At 70.3% G+C, this 14,274-nt stretch carries 14 protein-coding genes and 1 tRNA gene; 3 read left to right on the plus strand and 12 right to left on the minus strand.

Annotated elements, in window-relative coordinates; all coding sequences use genetic code 11:
* Nucleotides 1-123 precede the first annotated feature (123 nt).
* Entirely contained in the window at nt 124-915 is a 792-nt protein-coding gene (locus tag H0H10_RS15310; protein WP_188181504.1) for an ABC transporter permease, read from the plus strand.
* A 76-nt stretch (nt 916-991) separates the two neighbouring features.
* Here H0H10_RS15310 and H0H10_RS15315 read toward each other — a convergent pair whose 3' ends face one another.
* Entirely contained in the window at nt 992-1,486 is a 495-nt protein-coding gene (locus H0H10_RS15315) for a hypothetical protein (RefSeq protein WP_188181505.1), read from the minus strand.
* Nucleotides 1,487-1,780: 294 nt separating this feature from the next.
* Between H0H10_RS15315 and H0H10_RS15320 the strand changes: the two genes are divergently transcribed.
* Complete coding sequence (locus H0H10_RS15320) at nt 1,781-2,263, plus strand: DUF5994 family protein (RefSeq protein ID WP_188181506.1); 483 nt, start codon at nt 1,781-1,783, stop codon at nt 2,261-2,263.
* A gap of 2 nt (nt 2,264-2,265) precedes the next feature.
* Here the strand turns inward: H0H10_RS15320 and H0H10_RS15325 are convergent, their stop codons facing one another.
* The 5 genes from H0H10_RS15325 to H0H10_RS15345 all read right to left on the minus strand — a co-directional run bounded on the left by H0H10_RS15325 (nt 2,266) and on the right by H0H10_RS15345 (nt 8,099).
* Nucleotides 2,266-3,459, minus strand: coding sequence for a PP2C family protein-serine/threonine phosphatase (locus H0H10_RS15325; RefSeq protein WP_188181507.1), 1,194 nt, complete (start codon nt 3,457-3,459; stop codon nt 2,266-2,268).
* A gap of 138 nt (nt 3,460-3,597) precedes the next feature.
* Nucleotides 3,598-4,110, minus strand: a complete 513-nt coding sequence (locus H0H10_RS15330) for a DUF5994 family protein (RefSeq protein WP_223179936.1) — start codon at nt 4,108-4,110, stop codon at nt 3,598-3,600.
* Between the two features lie 688 nt (nt 4,111-4,798).
* Nucleotides 4,799-5,356: a DinB family protein gene (locus H0H10_RS15335; protein WP_188181508.1), complete on the minus strand. Its 558-nt coding sequence runs from the start codon at nt 5,354-5,356 to the stop codon at nt 4,799-4,801.
* Nucleotides 5,357-6,595: 1,239 nt separating this feature from the next.
* A complete protein-coding gene (locus H0H10_RS15340) occupies nt 6,596-6,913 on the minus strand; it encodes an SCO4402 family protein (protein WP_223179937.1) in 318 nt (105 codons plus the stop codon).
* A 712-nt stretch (nt 6,914-7,625) separates the two neighbouring features.
* Nucleotides 7,626-8,099 (minus strand): restriction endonuclease subunit S, encoded by a 474-nt coding sequence (locus H0H10_RS15345; RefSeq protein WP_188181509.1) that lies wholly within the window; start codon nt 8,097-8,099, stop codon nt 7,626-7,628.
* A gap of 154 nt (nt 8,100-8,253) precedes the next feature.
* Here H0H10_RS15345 and H0H10_RS15350 point away from each other — a divergent pair, with 154 nt between their 5' ends.
* Nucleotides 8,254-9,327, plus strand: coding sequence for an ADP-ribosylglycohydrolase family protein (locus tag H0H10_RS15350; protein WP_507227370.1), 1,074 nt, complete (start codon nt 8,254-8,256; stop codon nt 9,325-9,327).
* A 215-nt stretch (nt 9,328-9,542) separates the two neighbouring features.
* Here H0H10_RS15350 and H0H10_RS15355 read toward each other — a convergent pair whose 3' ends face one another.
* From H0H10_RS15355 to H0H10_RS15380, 6 genes are all read right to left on the minus strand, one after another.
* Nucleotides 9,543-9,989 carry a hypothetical protein gene (locus H0H10_RS15355; RefSeq protein ID WP_121747553.1) on the minus strand — a complete coding sequence of 149 codons (447 nt, stop codon included), beginning with the start codon at nt 9,987-9,989 and terminating at the stop codon, nt 9,543-9,545.
* Nucleotides 9,986-10,252 (minus strand): hypothetical protein, encoded by a 267-nt coding sequence (locus H0H10_RS15360; protein ID WP_062698815.1) that lies wholly within the window; start codon nt 10,250-10,252, stop codon nt 9,986-9,988. The genes H0H10_RS15355 and H0H10_RS15360 overlap by 4 nt, the downstream gene beginning before the upstream one ends.
* Nucleotides 10,253-10,433: 181 nt before the next feature.
* A tRNA-Arg gene (locus H0H10_RS15365) sits at nt 10,434-10,506 on the minus strand.
* Nucleotides 10,507-10,633: 127 nt separating this feature from the next.
* Complete coding sequence (locus H0H10_RS41255; RefSeq protein ID WP_373566845.1) at nt 10,634-11,164, minus strand: FAD-dependent oxidoreductase; 531 nt, start codon at nt 11,162-11,164, stop codon at nt 10,634-10,636.
* Nucleotides 11,065-12,711 (minus strand): IclR family transcriptional regulator domain-containing protein, encoded by a 1,647-nt coding sequence (locus H0H10_RS15375; RefSeq protein WP_188181512.1) that lies wholly within the window; start codon nt 12,709-12,711, stop codon nt 11,065-11,067. Before H0H10_RS15375 ends, H0H10_RS41255 begins: the two co-directional genes overlap by 100 nt.
* Nucleotides 12,712-12,775: 64 nt before the next feature.
* Nucleotides 12,776-14,020, minus strand: coding sequence for a M6 family metalloprotease domain-containing protein (locus H0H10_RS15380; RefSeq protein WP_188181638.1), 1,245 nt, complete (start codon nt 14,018-14,020; stop codon nt 12,776-12,778).
* Between the last annotated feature and the right edge of the window lie 254 nt (nt 14,021-14,274).

The following is a 14,274-nucleotide window of genomic DNA, read 5'->3' on the forward strand; positions in this document are numbered from 1 at the left end:
CACCCCCGACCTCGACGACGTCTTCTTCGCCCTCACCGGCGGCACCAACGTGCCCAACCAGCCGCACCAGCCGCACCAGCCGCACCAGCCGCACCAGCCGCACCAGCCCAAGGAGACCGCCCGATGAGCTCCCTCACCCTCGCCGTACGCGACTCGTCCACGATGCTGCGCCGCAACCTCCTGCACGCCCGGCGCTACCCGTCGATGACGCTGAACCTGCTGCTCTCGCCGGTCATGCTGCTGCTGCTCTTCGTCTACATCTTCGGCGACACGATGAGCGCGGGCATCGGGGACGGCGGGGCGGACCGCTCCGACTACCTCGCCTACGTCGTCCCGGGCATCCTGCTGCTGACCATCGGCGGCACCACGATCGGCAGCGCGGTGTCCGTCGCCATGGATATGACCGAGGGCATCATCGCCCGCTTCCGCACGATGGCGATCCACCGCGGGTCGGTGCTCGTCGGGCACGTCGTCGGCAGCGTGCTGCAGTGCATGATGAGTGTGCTCCTCGTCGGGGCCGTCGCGGTGGCCATCGGCTTCCGCTCCACGGACGCGACCGCCCTGGAGTGGCTGGCGGCCTTCGGGCTGCTGGCGCTCGTCTCCCTGGCGCTCACCTGGATCGCGGTCGGCATGGGCCTGTCCAGCCCGAACGCCGAGGCCGCCAGCAACAACGCCCTGCCGCTGATGGTCCTGCCGCTCCTGTCCAGCGCCTTCGTGCCGGTCGACGCGATGCCGGGCTGGTTCCAGCCGGTCGCCGAGTACCAGCCGTTCACCCCGGCCATCGAAACCCTCCGGGGCCTGCTGCTCGGCACCGGGATCGGCCACAACGGGTGGCTGGCCGTCGCCTGGTGCCTCGGGCTCGCGGTCCTCGGCTACTTCTGGTCCAAGTCACTCTTCGACCGCGACCCCAAGTAGGGACCGGCCGCGGCCCATCCCCCGGGGCGGCGTACTCCGACACAGCGTCGGCGTACGCCGCCCGTCCGCGTCCTCCTCACTCCAGCCCCGACACCTTGAACACCGTCCGAGCCGTCTCACGGTCGATACGCTCCCCGACCCGGCGCAGGGCCGTCTCGCCGCAGGTCAGCAGCCCTGCCGCCGCGGACCTGCCGGCGTCCTCGGCCACCCCGTACCAGAGCGCCGGGTTGGCGACGAGCACCTGCGGGTCGAGCTCGACACGCCCGCCGAAGACGTCCCGCAGGACCAGGCGCTGGGCGACACCGTCGAGGCAGCGCACGGACACCAGCAGATCGGTCCGCACCCGCTGTTCGCGCAGCAGGCCGCGGGAGGCCAGCCAGCCCGGGCCCGCCGTGACCTGGGAGGGGTAGAGCACGGCGAACAGCAGCAGCGCGAGCGCGCCCCACAGCACGGCCCGCACCGGCGTGAGGCTGCCGACGCCCCCGTCGATCAGCAGCAGAAGAGCCAGCAGCGCGCCCGAGTACCAAACCGCGCTGCGCAGCTCCTTCGACCAGCACCGGTCGTATGCCATTTCGTCGCCCGGCAGCGGACAGACACCCACCGCCCCGCGCCCGTGCTCGCGGCATCCCATGCCCCGACGCTAGGCCCGCCGCCACGCCCCCACCCCGACCATGACGCCCCCCTGACGACCCCCCTGCTCTTCCCTGACGCCGGGGAAGCGGATGCCAAAAGACCCCGGACCAAGATCGGTCCGGGCGAATCCGGAAAATCGGCGCCCGTGATGCGAGTGGTAGGAGGAGTAGCGTGTAGAGGCAGGCGAGGCGAGTCCCGTGATCGCACCGATTCACGAAGACGGGTGATCCTCATGACCGGCTCCGATGCACGGCCTGGTTCCCGGCATCTGCCCAGCGGCGTTCACGACGCCGTGCAGCCGGGGTGCGCGCTGCTCCGGCTGGAGACCACGGAGTCGCGCGAAGGCGTCCTCGACGGCGCGTGGTGGCCGCGGTCGCGCGACATCGGTGCCGAGCTGCCCGCGCTGCTGAGCGCCCTCACCGGCCACCTGGGCCCCCTCGCGCGCGTCGGGCTGGACAGCACGGCGTGGGAAGGGCTCCCGACGCGGATCGTCGTCGACGACCGGGTGGTGCACATCGACTCCTTTTCGCTGGGCGACGACACCGTGCTGATCACCCGAGGTGACCAGGACATCTTCTCGCTGCTGGTGGTTCCGCCGGACACCCCACCCGAGGCCGCCCGCGCCGCGATGGCCCAGGCCGTCCGGGCCGACAACGTCACCGAGGCGCATCAGATACTCATCGACACCGGAAGCGCGCAGGGGCCGCCGGAGTGAGATCAGCCGCGCCACTCCACCAGGAGCAGCGTCGCGTCATCCGTGGTGTGCCCGGCCCGCGCCCGCTTGAGCGTGTGGGACAGGGCGCGCGCCACCGTACGGATCCCGCGGCCGGTTCTCTCCAACTGGTTCACCCAGTCGATCATCTGGTCCTCCCCGAACTCCTCCTCCCCGGCACTGTGCTCCTCGACCAGTCCGTCGGTGAAGCACAGGAGGCGGTCCCCCGGCTCCAGCTTCATCTCGTTCGTCTGCGGCTGCGGACCCCCGAGGCCGACAGGGAGGGTCGTCGGTCCGGTCAGCCGGAGTGTGACGCGGTGATCACGGACGAGCATCGGTGACGGGTGCCCGGCGTTGACCCACTGAAGACGTCCCGTCGTGGTGTCCAGGTGCAGCATCTGCGCGGTGACGAAGTGCTCGGGGCCGAACTGGTCCGCCACGGCGCGGTCCATGCAGTCGTAGATCTCCGGCAGCCCGGTGCCGGCGCGGCGTGCGTGGCGGTAGGCGCCGATGGCCACGGTGGCCATCGTGGCCGCGTCCAGACCGTGTCCCATCGCGTCGATCATCGCCACCTGGAGGATGTCTGCGTTGAGGGCGTAGTCGAAGCTGTCACCCGCCACGTCATACGCGGGTTCCAGGATCCCGGCCACGGCTACGCGAGGCATGATCATCGCCAGCGGTGGCAGGAGGGACCACTGCATCTCCGCGGCGACGCTCATCGGTTCCCGGCGGCGGGTGCCGAAGAAGAGGTCGGAGTAGCCGTGCTTGGTCACGAGCAGGTCGGCCACCAGGGCGGCGAACCTGTTCAGTATGCGGCGGTCGTTGTCATCGACGCCGTCCAGCGTCACTGCCATGACCCCGACCTGATCGCCGCCGTCCAGCAGGGGCAGGACGACGCGCACGCCGTCGTCCTCGGGCACTTCGAGGGGGTGGGCGTCGAGAAAGCAGCGGCCTGCCTCGGAGTCGTCGATCACCTGCGGTTCGCCGGCCGCCAGGCCGTCGCCGGGCAGGGGGATGAGCAGCAGTTGGCCGTAGTCCTGCAGCAGCACCTGTGGCCGGCGGCCCCCCAGCCGCTTCACCACGTCCGCGACCAGGGGCCCGATGAGATGGGGCGGCAGTTCATGCGCGCGATCGAGGACCTCCCCCAGCAGGGCTTCCCCGAAGCTCTCGGAGCGGTCCGCGCGCTGTCCGGCCGTCATCGCCTCACCCGCCGTGATCCGAGCCGATCGGAGCGGCGGGCCGGGACGGCGCAGGGTCTGCCAGTGCCATCGCTCCATCCAGGGGTCGTGAACGCCCGGAATCCGGCCCCGTTTCCGGGCCCGTCCGGATCGGGCCTCTCACCTGACTCCGGACCCTCCTTCCGACTCCCATGTGTCCTGTCCGTCGAGGCCGCTCTCGGCCAGTGCCAGCAGGCGCGGAGCCGACAGTGGGTTCCCGGGGTCGGAGGCAGCGGTCAGCAGCCAGGCGGCCGCTCCGGCCGGCTCGTCCGGGGGGATCACCAGCAGTTCCCAGCGCCCCACGGTGCCGCAGTCCACGGTGATGGCATGCGCCTCGGCGGCGCGGTCGGTCCGGACCACCTCGATCACATGGCCGGGCGCCATCACCTTCTGCGGGGCATCGGGCCAGGCGGCGGTCCCCACGGTGACGCGGGTGACGGTGCCGACGCTCGGATCCAGGGAGCCGATCAGCGCGGGCAGCTCCAGCTCCAGCGCGTCGCAGCGCGGCCACCACGCTCCGTCCAGCGGGCCGTGGCTGGCGTCCCGCGTGAGGCGCAGCCGGGGGAGGGGCATCCGGTAGGAGTGTCCGTCACCCGGCGCCGTACCTTCGACGGGCTTTGTGATGGCGTTCATCGTGCGATCCCATTCCGGGCGTTTTCCGGCTGCCCGTGTCTGTCACTCGCCGGGAACGGCGCCACCGGGGTCGTGGGCCCGAAAGTTCTCGGTACCTGTCAGGCTACTCCCGGCCACTGCGGGCGTCGTGGCACGCAGCCATGGCGTGGAGTGACAGACAGCCACCGCGACGAGATAACGCGCCGCGTGCGGCACTCCCCTTCACCCAGTTAGATGCCAGGACTCAGTCAAGGCGTCGGCGGGAGCCCCTGCTGGGCCTGCCTCCCCGCCGGGCACCTGCAGGCATTCGAGAGACGCGACTTAAGGCGCGCGTGGGGAGACGCTCCTGCCCTCTCGCGGGCCATCCTGATCACGGCAGAGGCCTCCCGTTCGAATAACGGGAAGCCTCCGAACCCCTCTGACCTGCTACGCAGTCAGTGCCCCCGGCAGGAGCGAATCTGCGACACCCGCTCTAAAGGAGTTCGGTCCGGCGGCCCCTCTCGGCCTGCGTAGCGGCTTCGCTCCGCAGTTCGTGGGTGCGTACTCAGCTGCACTGATGCGCCGGCGCTCGCGCCCGTTGATGTCAGGACTGGATGTCAGCCGGCCTCGCCGACGTCCCTGACCCGCGGAGCAGGCGGCAAAGGCGTTTGCAAGGTCACCGGGTGTATCGCCCCCATGTAGGGAGCGATACACCCTGCCGCGCCGTCGGCTAACCCATGGTCTTGGCGCCGTCCAGGGACTCGCGGATGATGTCGGCGTGGCCGGCGTGCTGGGCGGTCTCGGCGATGATGTGCACCAGTACCCGGCGAGCCGACCATCGCGCGCCCGGCTCGGACCACGGGGCCTTGGGCAGCGGTTGTGTGGCATTCAGGTCGGGGAGGGTGGCGACCAGCTCGTCGGTTCGGCGGGCCACGTCGGCGTAGTCGAGGAGCACACCGTCCAGCGTCTCGCCGGGCAGCATCCGGAACTCGTCGGCCCGTCGGGCCCAGTCCGCCTCGGTCATGGCGGTGAAGTCGGGCATCGCCGACGGGCCGTCCAGAATGAACTGACCCCAGGCTCGCTCGACAGCAGTGACATGTTTGATCAGGCCGCCCAGGCACAGCTGGCTGGCGGTGGTCCGACGCCCGGCCTGCTCATCGGTGAGCTCACGGGTGGTGAAGCGCAGGAAGTGCCGATGCTTGGCCAGGGACTCCAGCAGGTCGGCGCGCTCGCCGGTGGAGGCCGGATTGTGGGTGGCCGGTTCGTTGACAGTCGTGGTCCCGCTCATGATCGCTGCCTTCCGTGGTTCGTGTTCCGCCGGGCAGGAAGGACACTAGGGGTCATATAGGTCAAGTTCCGACCTACATGGCGGCAGAGACAAGGGTGCTGAGGCTTGACCTGGGGCTTCACCTCTCAGGGCGGCGAAAATCTGAATTCGCGACCTCTTCGTCTCGAAGCAACTTGGGTGAGGGTTCTGCCCTGGGTTGGTGTGCCCCTTACCTGCGCTGATCGGCGCGGGTCTGTACGTCTCAATGGGGCATGGTGTCAGCCTGACGCCCTGCAGATGAACGCTGTGGCGATGAAATCGGGCTCCGTGCTGGCGTGGGCGGTGAGGCTGCGCTCCGGGTCGGCTGACGGCGCCGGACATCCCAAGGCAGAACTCGAGGACGAAGGCTCCGTCCGGGGCCGACGTCGGTTCAATCCCATCGTTGATCGACTCTGTAAATGACCAACTGGCGACAACCAGCACGAGCCAACCGGCGACCAGCCACCCTTGCGTGCGCCGCCTGCTCAACACGCCCCTGTCCGAAGCCCCACGACAAGCTGCAAATCCGCCAGCCGAACGACATCGCGCCTCGAAGACCGCCGCGTTCGGGGAGAGGCTGGGGTGCCGGACGGCTGACCTGGGGCTTGGATATCTGTTGCGGTACCTCGCAACTGGGCCATAGGACGCCCGTATTGACCGTGGCTGACCCCTGTATCCGGCACGACAGTGGCACGAACCTCCACCGACGACAGTCAGCCACGATGGTGGGTACGCCGGCCGACCACGCACGCGGGGGCCTCGCTGCATCCCCGCCGACATCAGCCACGCTATTGGCTTGTGGCGTCGAACAGCCTCAGGACAACAGCGGCCGATCCGTGGCCGAAGCGCCAATTGCGGTGCATCTCTTGAACGATGCTAGATGAGTCGGAAGTTGTGACGCGCAAGGATCTAGGTGGAGTGCCGGGCGCGGATCGCTCGGGCCTGATCCCGGGCCGCCTCAGCCTCAGCGCGTGCCTGCTGCTGATCGGTCTCGTACAACAGGTTGGCGGCGAGACTGTCCAAAACGGCTGCTGCGGAACGTTGGCACCAGATAGGGCGCTGAACTGGGCGAACGGTGCCCCTGCCGTCTCTTCAGGCTGGTCCTTCTTCGTTGTGGTTCCCCGCTCGATCTGGTGCGCTTGCGGTGCGGCTCCTGACGTGCGGGGCAGCACGTCATCGGTTGCCGGCGCGGACTCGTGCAGTGCGACGAGCTCCTTCAGGTCATTCGCGACCATGACCTGAGGCGAGGTGTTCTTCGTCGGTGTCGTTGGGCGCGTCGGCCGTCGCCGCGTTGAGTGCGGTGCCGAGTTGCCGCATGAGGAGGACCTCTTCCTGGGGCCTCAGGCTGGTGCCCAGGTGGTTCTCGGGGTTTTCGGCGTCGCAGAAGTCGTCGAAGAGCGTGTGGAAGATGTGGTCCAGGTTCTCGAACGCTGACGGGTCCAGCCATACGTCCCGCTGCCACGGAGGGTTGGCCAGGGCCAGTACTGCCGGGACGAGGTGGACTCGGAAGTTCGCCAGGCGTCGGCTGTCCCCTTTCACGGGGCAGAGGGTAGCGGCAGCTTGCGGAGCAGTGCTGACACCGGGACGTCACCCAACTCCTCGGGACCATGATCCACGAGGGTGGGAGGGGTCGGGCCGGGAGATGCGGATTCCGCGTGGATGCTGGTGACACGCCTGGGGCACGGCGTCCGGAACGACAAGGGCCAGCCCGGGAGGAAACCCCTCCTGAGCTGGCCCTTTTCTCTGTGCCCCCGGCAGGATTCGAACCTGCGACACCCGCTTTAGGAGTGGGATCGGATTCTTGCCGGGTGGTGCCGGAGGCTGCCGCGTGGAGCTGTTTCACCTGGTCGGCGCCACGCGGCTTCGCGCCCAATCCCGCTCGTAACACCTCCTGCCGGACTGTCCGCTCACGCGCCGCTCACGCGCCCGGGGGCTTTCGCCTACGGTGGAGCGGACTGGCGCACGCGAGCCAAGCAAGATCTATGTGGAGCTGGCTAGCTGCGCTGACGCAGCTGTTGGACTACCGGCACCACGGCCAAACAGAGCAGGGCGGTTCCTCCGAACGCCGCACCTGCCGAGAGCAGGGCCCCGGAATCCGGGGTGCCGTCGAGGACCCTGAGGAAACCGACGCATACCGCGACGAGGGCGGAGCACAGCACCATGACCAGCAGCCAGGGAATCCAAGAACTGTTCGCGGGCTCCGAGGCCGATGTGGGAGGGGCTGTCGGAGCGGACGATCGGCGCTGGGTGTTCACAGCGATGCTTCCTTCTCGAGTCGGCGGCGAGGGATGATGTCAGGGGCGGGTTCGGTAGACGGGCCCAGTAGTGCGCCGGCCAGGGCGATGCGGGTGCGTCGTACGGAGGCAGCGACGGCCAGATGCGCGCGGTCCAGCTCGTCAAGGCCGTTCAGCGAGGCCACGATCTCTTGCTGCTCGGCCAGGTCCGGCAGTGGAATTCGCAGCGATCCGAGGGATTCTGACCGGAGTGACGGGGCAGCGGTGGCGGCGGCCCGGTCCCGCATCCAGGCGACGGACTTGTCCAGGCACAGGTAGTGGAGGAGGTACTCCGGCAGCACCCGGCCCTCCTGCGCCTCGGGCACACGGAGCCGGATGACGTTGGGGCTCATGAGCCAGCCGATTTGATGCTGTTGCACCAGCGCCGGCTGAACGATCGCACCGGAGCGGACACACACGATGTCCTTGTGCCACAGCTCGAAGTTCCTCACCCGACGGGCCGTCTCCTCCGTCACCCGCTCGTCCGCCTCGTCACTGATGCGCCGATCCTTCAGATGCCGTGGGAACACCACGGGAACCGGGCCGTGGGTGCTGCGCTGCTTCTTGCCGAGCTTGGAATAGGACGGTCCGGCCTGGCGGGAATCGGTGTGGCAGGGCTTGGACCGGCGCTGGCTGGACGCCGCGTCCCAGGCGTTCCCGGAGGGCTACGAACGCGCTTGGGAGGAGACTGTGCAAGAGGTGGAGGAACTCCTCAGCAGCGCACGAGCCTCGCTGGAGAGCGGCGCGCTCAGCGCTCCCTCCGCCTTTCTGGAGACACATGGCCTGACGCGGACGAAGACTCGCGGCTCAGGGACCCTGTGCGCGGTGGCCGCCATGTACCTTGCCGCGCGGTCCGCTTCCAGCCCAGAGCGCGGCGTCGGCGTTCCGGCACGCCAAGAGGGCGCGGACACAGACACGTTGGCATCCATGACCGCCGGTCTGCTCGGCGCGGGTCTGGGGCAGGAATGGCTCGGTTCGTACGGCCGGTCCGTTCAGGACGCGCCTCTGCTGAACGCGCTGGCTGAGAACCTGCTCCGGCCGGTCCCCGAGCCCCTGACTCCGCCCTCCCCGGATGAAGCCGGTCAGGCACGGTCGCGGTTTCTCGATGAACTCGACGCCGCCGGCATCGGAACCGGCCTTCTGCTTCCGGACCGCCGCGAGGCACGCGTCGTGAGTCGAGGCACGCTGATGGCCGGCAACTGGTCTGCATATCGCACTCGTCTGACCACTGTGGACGGTCAGAACCTCTTCCTCATCCGTGGGGTGCGGCGCGTGGAAACGGGAGACGATGTCCACGATGTGCCTGGCGCGGAGGCGCCGGCGGACATCGAGAACCGATCACCTGTACAACCCCGACTGCAGGGTGCGTACTTGCCTGTCACCGACATCGGCCGCGTGAACGAAGCCCTCACAGCTCTGGGGATGACCACGTCCCGCCGCGGCAAGGACTGGGTCTCCTACGAGAACCTGGTCATCAGGCAGTGGTACCGCAAGGAGCGGGCCACGGATGTTCCAGGAGCCCAACTCCGCGTCGCGATCCCCGACGTCCTTGCGGCATGGAAGCGGCTGCGCGGTATGGGATTCGACGGAGCGGTCCAACGGGACGGCGGTGCCTTCTGGCTGCAGATCGACCCGTATCTGATCGTCTCCGTCAATAATGCTGAGCCGCCTGCGGGGTGACGGCGCGATCGACCGTCCACGATCATCGGTGAGGCCGGTGACGGTTGGGTTCTGGGCCGATGTCCTCGTACCTCCGCAACTTGTAGAGCGCGCTTGGGCTTTTCCGTCCCGGCGGTCGGCTTGACACCCGTAACGGAGGGTGCCTGTCGGTGTACGGCCAGCGGGCAGTCGGGGGAGCCGGCGAGTCGTCGGAGTGAAGTGTGGGCGGCGTCTCGTCAGACCTTCTCGACTCGCACGGAGTGCCCGGCGAGGAGCTGATTCATGTCGTCGGTGTCGGAGGTGAAGACGGTTGCCTCAGCTCCCTGCGCGGCTTCCTGCCCGGCCACGGCCGCCAGAATTGCGTCGATGGCGTACTTGTGCCCATGCAGGCCGGCTGTCTTCAGCATGTCGCGCGCCATGGCGATCACCTGGTCGTCCGTGTGCACGACGCGGATCCGGGACAGCGTCCAGTTCCACAGTGCCTGCCTCGACGCTTCGCGAGGGTCCCATGCCTCCAAGGTCGTGAGCGCCGAGGTGACGATCGGGATGTCGAGCCGTGGAGCCGTCTTGATCAGCGCTGCCATCTCCCGATCGCCCTGAACCGCCTTGGAGAGAGCCTCGGAGTCGAACACGAAGACGCGCTGTCGCGGCCGATGCAGCCTCGCCCGGGCGGTGCGGCTCACGCGGCCTCGTCCGAATGTGATCGCTGCTCGTCATGCCAGCCGTCAATGGCGGCGATGCGGTCCAGCGCTGCCTGCTGCTCGTCGTCCGTCACGGCGCCGTGCTCTTCCTCGAGGCGCCCGGCCAGCTCGCGCAGTCGGTCCATGGCGTCCTGATGAGCGGCGGCGGCCGCGATATAGCCGGATACTCCGCGTGCGTCGACGCGCTCCTTGATCGATTCCACCAGCTCTTCCGGCACGGTGATGGTGATCTTCCGGGTTGCCATACTTCAAGTATGCCATGTTCGCCCGGCTCGGAGGCCGTGCCGGATGATGCAGATCCTTTGGGAGATATTCGGGAGATCAACTCTCCGTCCGCTCACGCAAAACGGCCCCGGACGAGGAGCCCGAGGCCGAGTAGGGGCCCTCCCTGGGGAAGAAGCCCCAGGTCAGAGCGGTAACGCGTTGTGCCCCCGGCAGGATTCGAACCTGCGACACCCGCTTTAGGAGAGCGGTGCTCTATCCCCTGAGCTACGAAGGCGAGGCGGGGTCGCCTGCCCGCCACCCGACAGTGTAGCGGGTGGCCGTTGGTGCGGTGGTGGCGCTTGGCCGGGCGGTGGGGATGGGTGGTTCGGGGTGTGGGGTGCCGTCGGTCAGCTCCACCGCCGTCACGCACGAGCGGCCGTTGCCGTGCAGGGCCGCCACACGCCTGGCCCCTGGGCCGGGCCGAACAGCAGCCGCGTGCCCGCGCAGGGATGCAGCCGGGTGAAGTACTCGGCGGTCCGCGCCGAGACGGACTGGGAGGGCGGGCGGTCGAGCGCTTCGACGACCGTCACCACGCAGCCCGACTGGCGGGCCACGGCGGCGAATTCGAGCCCGGTGAGCCCGGCCCCCCACCACCACCGCGCGCCGGGCGGAGGCGAGCGAGGCCCGCAGTGCGGCGGCGCGCCCCGTGCGCCGACGAGCCGCCGGCGACGGCCGGGGTGCTGCGCCCCGGAGGTCAGACGGCGGGAACGGCGGAAGCGGCCTGCCGCGCCGGAGGGCGGGCGGCCGGGTGGGCTCGCGTGGTGAGGGGGCGCCGCGGTGTGGGTGGCGGGCGTCAGGCCGGGGGTACTCGGCGGAAGCGGCCTGCCACACGGAGGTCGGTCTCGATGCGAGTGGCCGTCGTGATCAGTTCCGGCAGGATCTCCTCCACGCAGGCCCCGGCCGAGCGGCGGGCGGCGTGCATCGCCACGTTGACCGCCGCCACCGCGCGGCCCGTGCGGTCGCGGACCGGGACCGCGATCGAGCGCAGGCCGGCCTCCAGCTCCTCGTCGACCAGGGCGTAGCCCTGCGCCCGGACCTCGTCGAGGAGGCCGGCCAGGGACGGCGGGGCGGCGGTGGCCGGGAGGCCGGCGAGCAGGACGCGGCCGAGGGAGGTCGCGTGGGCCGGGAGCCGGGTGCCGACCGTGACGTGGGCGCTCATCACGCGGCCCGTGGCCGCCCGTGCCGTGTACTGGATCTCCTCGCCCGACTCCGACAGGACGGCCAGCGACGCCGACTCGTGGACCAGGTCCGCCAGGGCGGACAGGTGGGGCTGGGCGATCTGCGCGAGGGAGGTGCGGGAGAGGGGCGGGAAGCCGAGGGAGAGGACGCGTGGGGTGAGCGCGAACGTCCGGTCGGGGGCCTGCGTGACCAGGCCCGCGTGCTCGTAGGTGATCAGGGCCCGGCGTGCCGTGGCGCGCGCCAGGCCCGTCGCCTTCGCGACCTCCGTGAGGGTGAGCGCGGGCCGCCCCTCGCCGAAGGCGGTCAGGACGGTCAGGCCGCGGGCGAGGGATTCGACGAACTCCCTGCCCAGCTCCTGCTTCGACGCGCCCGTCCACGTGGCCAGCCCGGCGGGGGCCGCGCCCGGCTCGGGCGGTGGCGCGGTGCGCAGGTCCTCCTCCATTGCTGCCACCGCCGCGCGGAGCCGGGGGAGCAGGCTCCCGCGCAGGTCCTCGGCCGTGTGCCGGCTGGTGTGGCTGACCACGCTGGCCACACACGCCACCCCGCCGGTACGGGGGTCCCGTACCGGAACCGAGACCGCGACCAGCCCCGGTTCGATCAACTGGTCGTCCAGTGCCCAGCCGTCGGCCGCCGCCCGTGCCGTACGGCGCTCGAAGTCCTCGTCGGGGGTGGGGTGTTCACGTGGCGGTACGGCCGGGAAGGTCCGGTCCTGCGGGTCCGCCGCCCGGCGTTCGCGCCAGTGGTGCCAGTCGGCCTCCGTCCACTCCGTCGCGAACAGCGGGCCGGGCGCGGTGCGTTCGGCGGGCAGCAGGTCGCCGATGCGGAAGCTCAGGGACATCGCGCGGCGGCGGGTGGCCTGGTGGATGAAGCGGATGCCGTCGCGGTCGCCGACCGCGAGGGAGACCGACTCGTCCAGCTCGTCGGCCAGGGCGTCCGCCCGCCATGACAGCAGGCCGGGGAGGCGAAGGGCGGCCAGGTAGGCGTTGCCCAGCTCCATCAGGCGGGGGGCGAGGGACACGTCGCGGCCGTCGAGACGGACGTAGCCCATGCGGGCGAGGGTGGCGGTGATCCGGTCGACCGTGGAGCGGGCGAGGCCGGTGGCCTTCTCCAGGGCGCTCAGGCTGAGCGTGCCGTCGGCCGCGGTCAGCCGGCGCAGTACGGCGATCCCGCGCAGCAGCGGTGCCACCGCCTCGGCCGGTGCGGCGCCGGACGCGGTCTCCGCATCCTCGTCGCGGGCGTCGTTCGTGGTGTTGGCGGGCATCGGGTCTCCGGTACGGCGGTCGCGGCAGGGCTACCGTAATCCGCCGGGCACCCGCCCCGGGCCGTCACCTCCGGGTGACCCGCACCTTGTGGTCGCCCTTGAGGTCGGCCCCGGCCACGGCGATGGTGATGCCCCGCCGCGGGTCCTTGAAGGTCTCGCCCGGCCTGAAGGTGGCGTCCGAGAGCTCGGCGTGGACGTTGGGGCTGCGGGTGCAGCCGCCGCTGTCCCGCCGGGAGTCGAAGACCTGTACCGGGCCCATCCCGGTGTCCACGTGCGCGTCGACCTTGTAGATCAGCACGCCCGGCCGGCACACCGTCTCGTCGTTGCCCGCACGGGTGCGCAGTTCCAGGGCGTACCCGGAGCGCGCGTCCAGCGGGACGAAGACCAGCTTGTCGCCGCCCGCGCGGGCCAGCGGCGTCAGCGTGTACTCCTTCGTCCCCGGCGCCGACGCGCAGTGCACCTGGGAGGACTCCAGCCAGCCCAGCTTCCACTTGTGCCAGCCGAGCAGGTCGTTGTTGGCGCCCCAGTCCTCGCTCATGATGTCCCAGTGGCCGACCGCGCCCCCGCCCTCCTGGGTGTAGAGGTCGGGCAGGCCGAAGACATGGCCGTTCTCGTGGGGCAGGACGCGGTAGCCCGTCTTGTCGTAGGAGCCGGAGCCGTCGTCCTGGCGGGAGTAGACGAAGGACGCGTTCGCCACCGGGACGCCGTCGGCCATCGGGGCCTCGGCGTTGCCGGCGAAGGTGACGGACAGCACGGTGTCCAGGGCGGAGGGGCCCGCGTTCGGCGTGACCAGCACGTTCAGCAGGTCGTAGGAGCGGAAGTCCACCTTGGGGTCGGCCGCCGTCACGATGTCCTCGACCAGTTTCCGGTAGCCGGGGTCGAAGGGGGCGCCGCGCTCTATGCCGTAGTCGGCGAACCTCTTGGGCATCCGCAGCCAGTCGCGCAGCGGCGTCTCGGGGCGGTAGTCGAGGCGGCCGTAGGAGCTGGTGCGGAACCACTTCTGGGTCTGCGGGAAGAACTCCGCGTAGCGGTCGAGGGCCTTGCCCTCGCCGGGCGCGTCGGAGAAGTCGATCATCAGGGTGAGGGCGCGGACGGTGCCCGTGGAGCGGGAGTAGCCGGCGGTGGTCGGGACGCCCTCGGACATCTGGATCTCCGGGCCGCCGCTGATCAGACAGGGACGGTGGGCGGAGGAGCGGGACAGGGGGGAAGGGCCGGGACCGGCCTTCGTGCCGCCCGATGCGAGGGGGCCGGTGCCCGCGGAGGTGCTGACCGCGAGGGTCAGGACGGTGACGGTCGCGAGGGCGGCCATGCGGCGCGGGGCGGCGGGGCGGCCCAGTATGGCCCGGTGGCCCAGTGCGGCCCGGTGGCCCAGTATGGCCCGGCGTCGCAGCACGGCCCGGCGTCGCAGTACCGTCAGGCGGCGCAGCACGGTCAGGCGGCGCGGGCGTATGCGACGGCTCGGCGGCTGCGGCTGGGGCTGGGACTGCGGCTCCATGCAGACCTCCGGACCACGGCAGCCGCCGGTCTCCGGCTGCACCCTTGCGATCACCCTGTGCCGAGGCG

The organism is Streptomyces griseicoloratus (genome assembly GCF_014534645.1).
Taxonomy (GTDB): Bacteria; Actinomycetota; Actinomycetes; order Streptomycetales; family Streptomycetaceae; genus Streptomyces; species Streptomyces griseicoloratus.

Bases quoted from the DNA above. Each gene is read 5' to 3' on its own strand.
- H0H10_RS15310 (WP_188181504.1), top strand. From the start codon at position 124: ATGAGCTCCCTCACCCTCGCCGTACGCGACTCGTCCACGATGCTGCGC.
- H0H10_RS15315 (WP_188181505.1), bottom strand. From the start codon at position 1,486: ATGGCATACGACCGGTGCTGGTCGAAGGAGCTGCGCAGCGCGGTTTGG.
- H0H10_RS15320 (WP_188181506.1), top strand. From the start codon at position 1,781: ATGACCGGCTCCGATGCACGGCCTGGTTCCCGGCATCTGCCCAGCGGC.
- H0H10_RS15325 (WP_188181507.1), bottom strand. From the start codon at position 3,459: ATGACGGCCGGACAGCGCGCGGACCGCTCCGAGAGCTTCGGGGAAGCC.
- H0H10_RS15330 (WP_223179936.1), bottom strand. From the start codon at position 4,110: ATGAACGCCATCACAAAGCCCGTCGAAGGTACGGCGCCGGGTGACGGA.
- H0H10_RS15335 (WP_188181508.1), bottom strand. From the start codon at position 5,356: ATGAGCGGGACCACGACTGTCAACGAACCGGCCACCCACAATCCGGCC.
- H0H10_RS15360 (WP_062698815.1), bottom strand. From the start codon at position 10,252: ATGGCAACCCGGAAGATCACCATCACCGTGCCGGAAGAGCTGGTGGAA.
- H0H10_RS15375 (WP_188181512.1), bottom strand. From the start codon at position 12,711: ATGCCCGCCAACACCACGAACGACGCCCGCGACGAGGATGCGGAGACC.
- H0H10_RS15380 (WP_188181638.1), bottom strand. From the start codon at position 14,020: ATGGCCGCCCTCGCGACCGTCACCGTCCTGACCCTCGCGGTCAGCACC.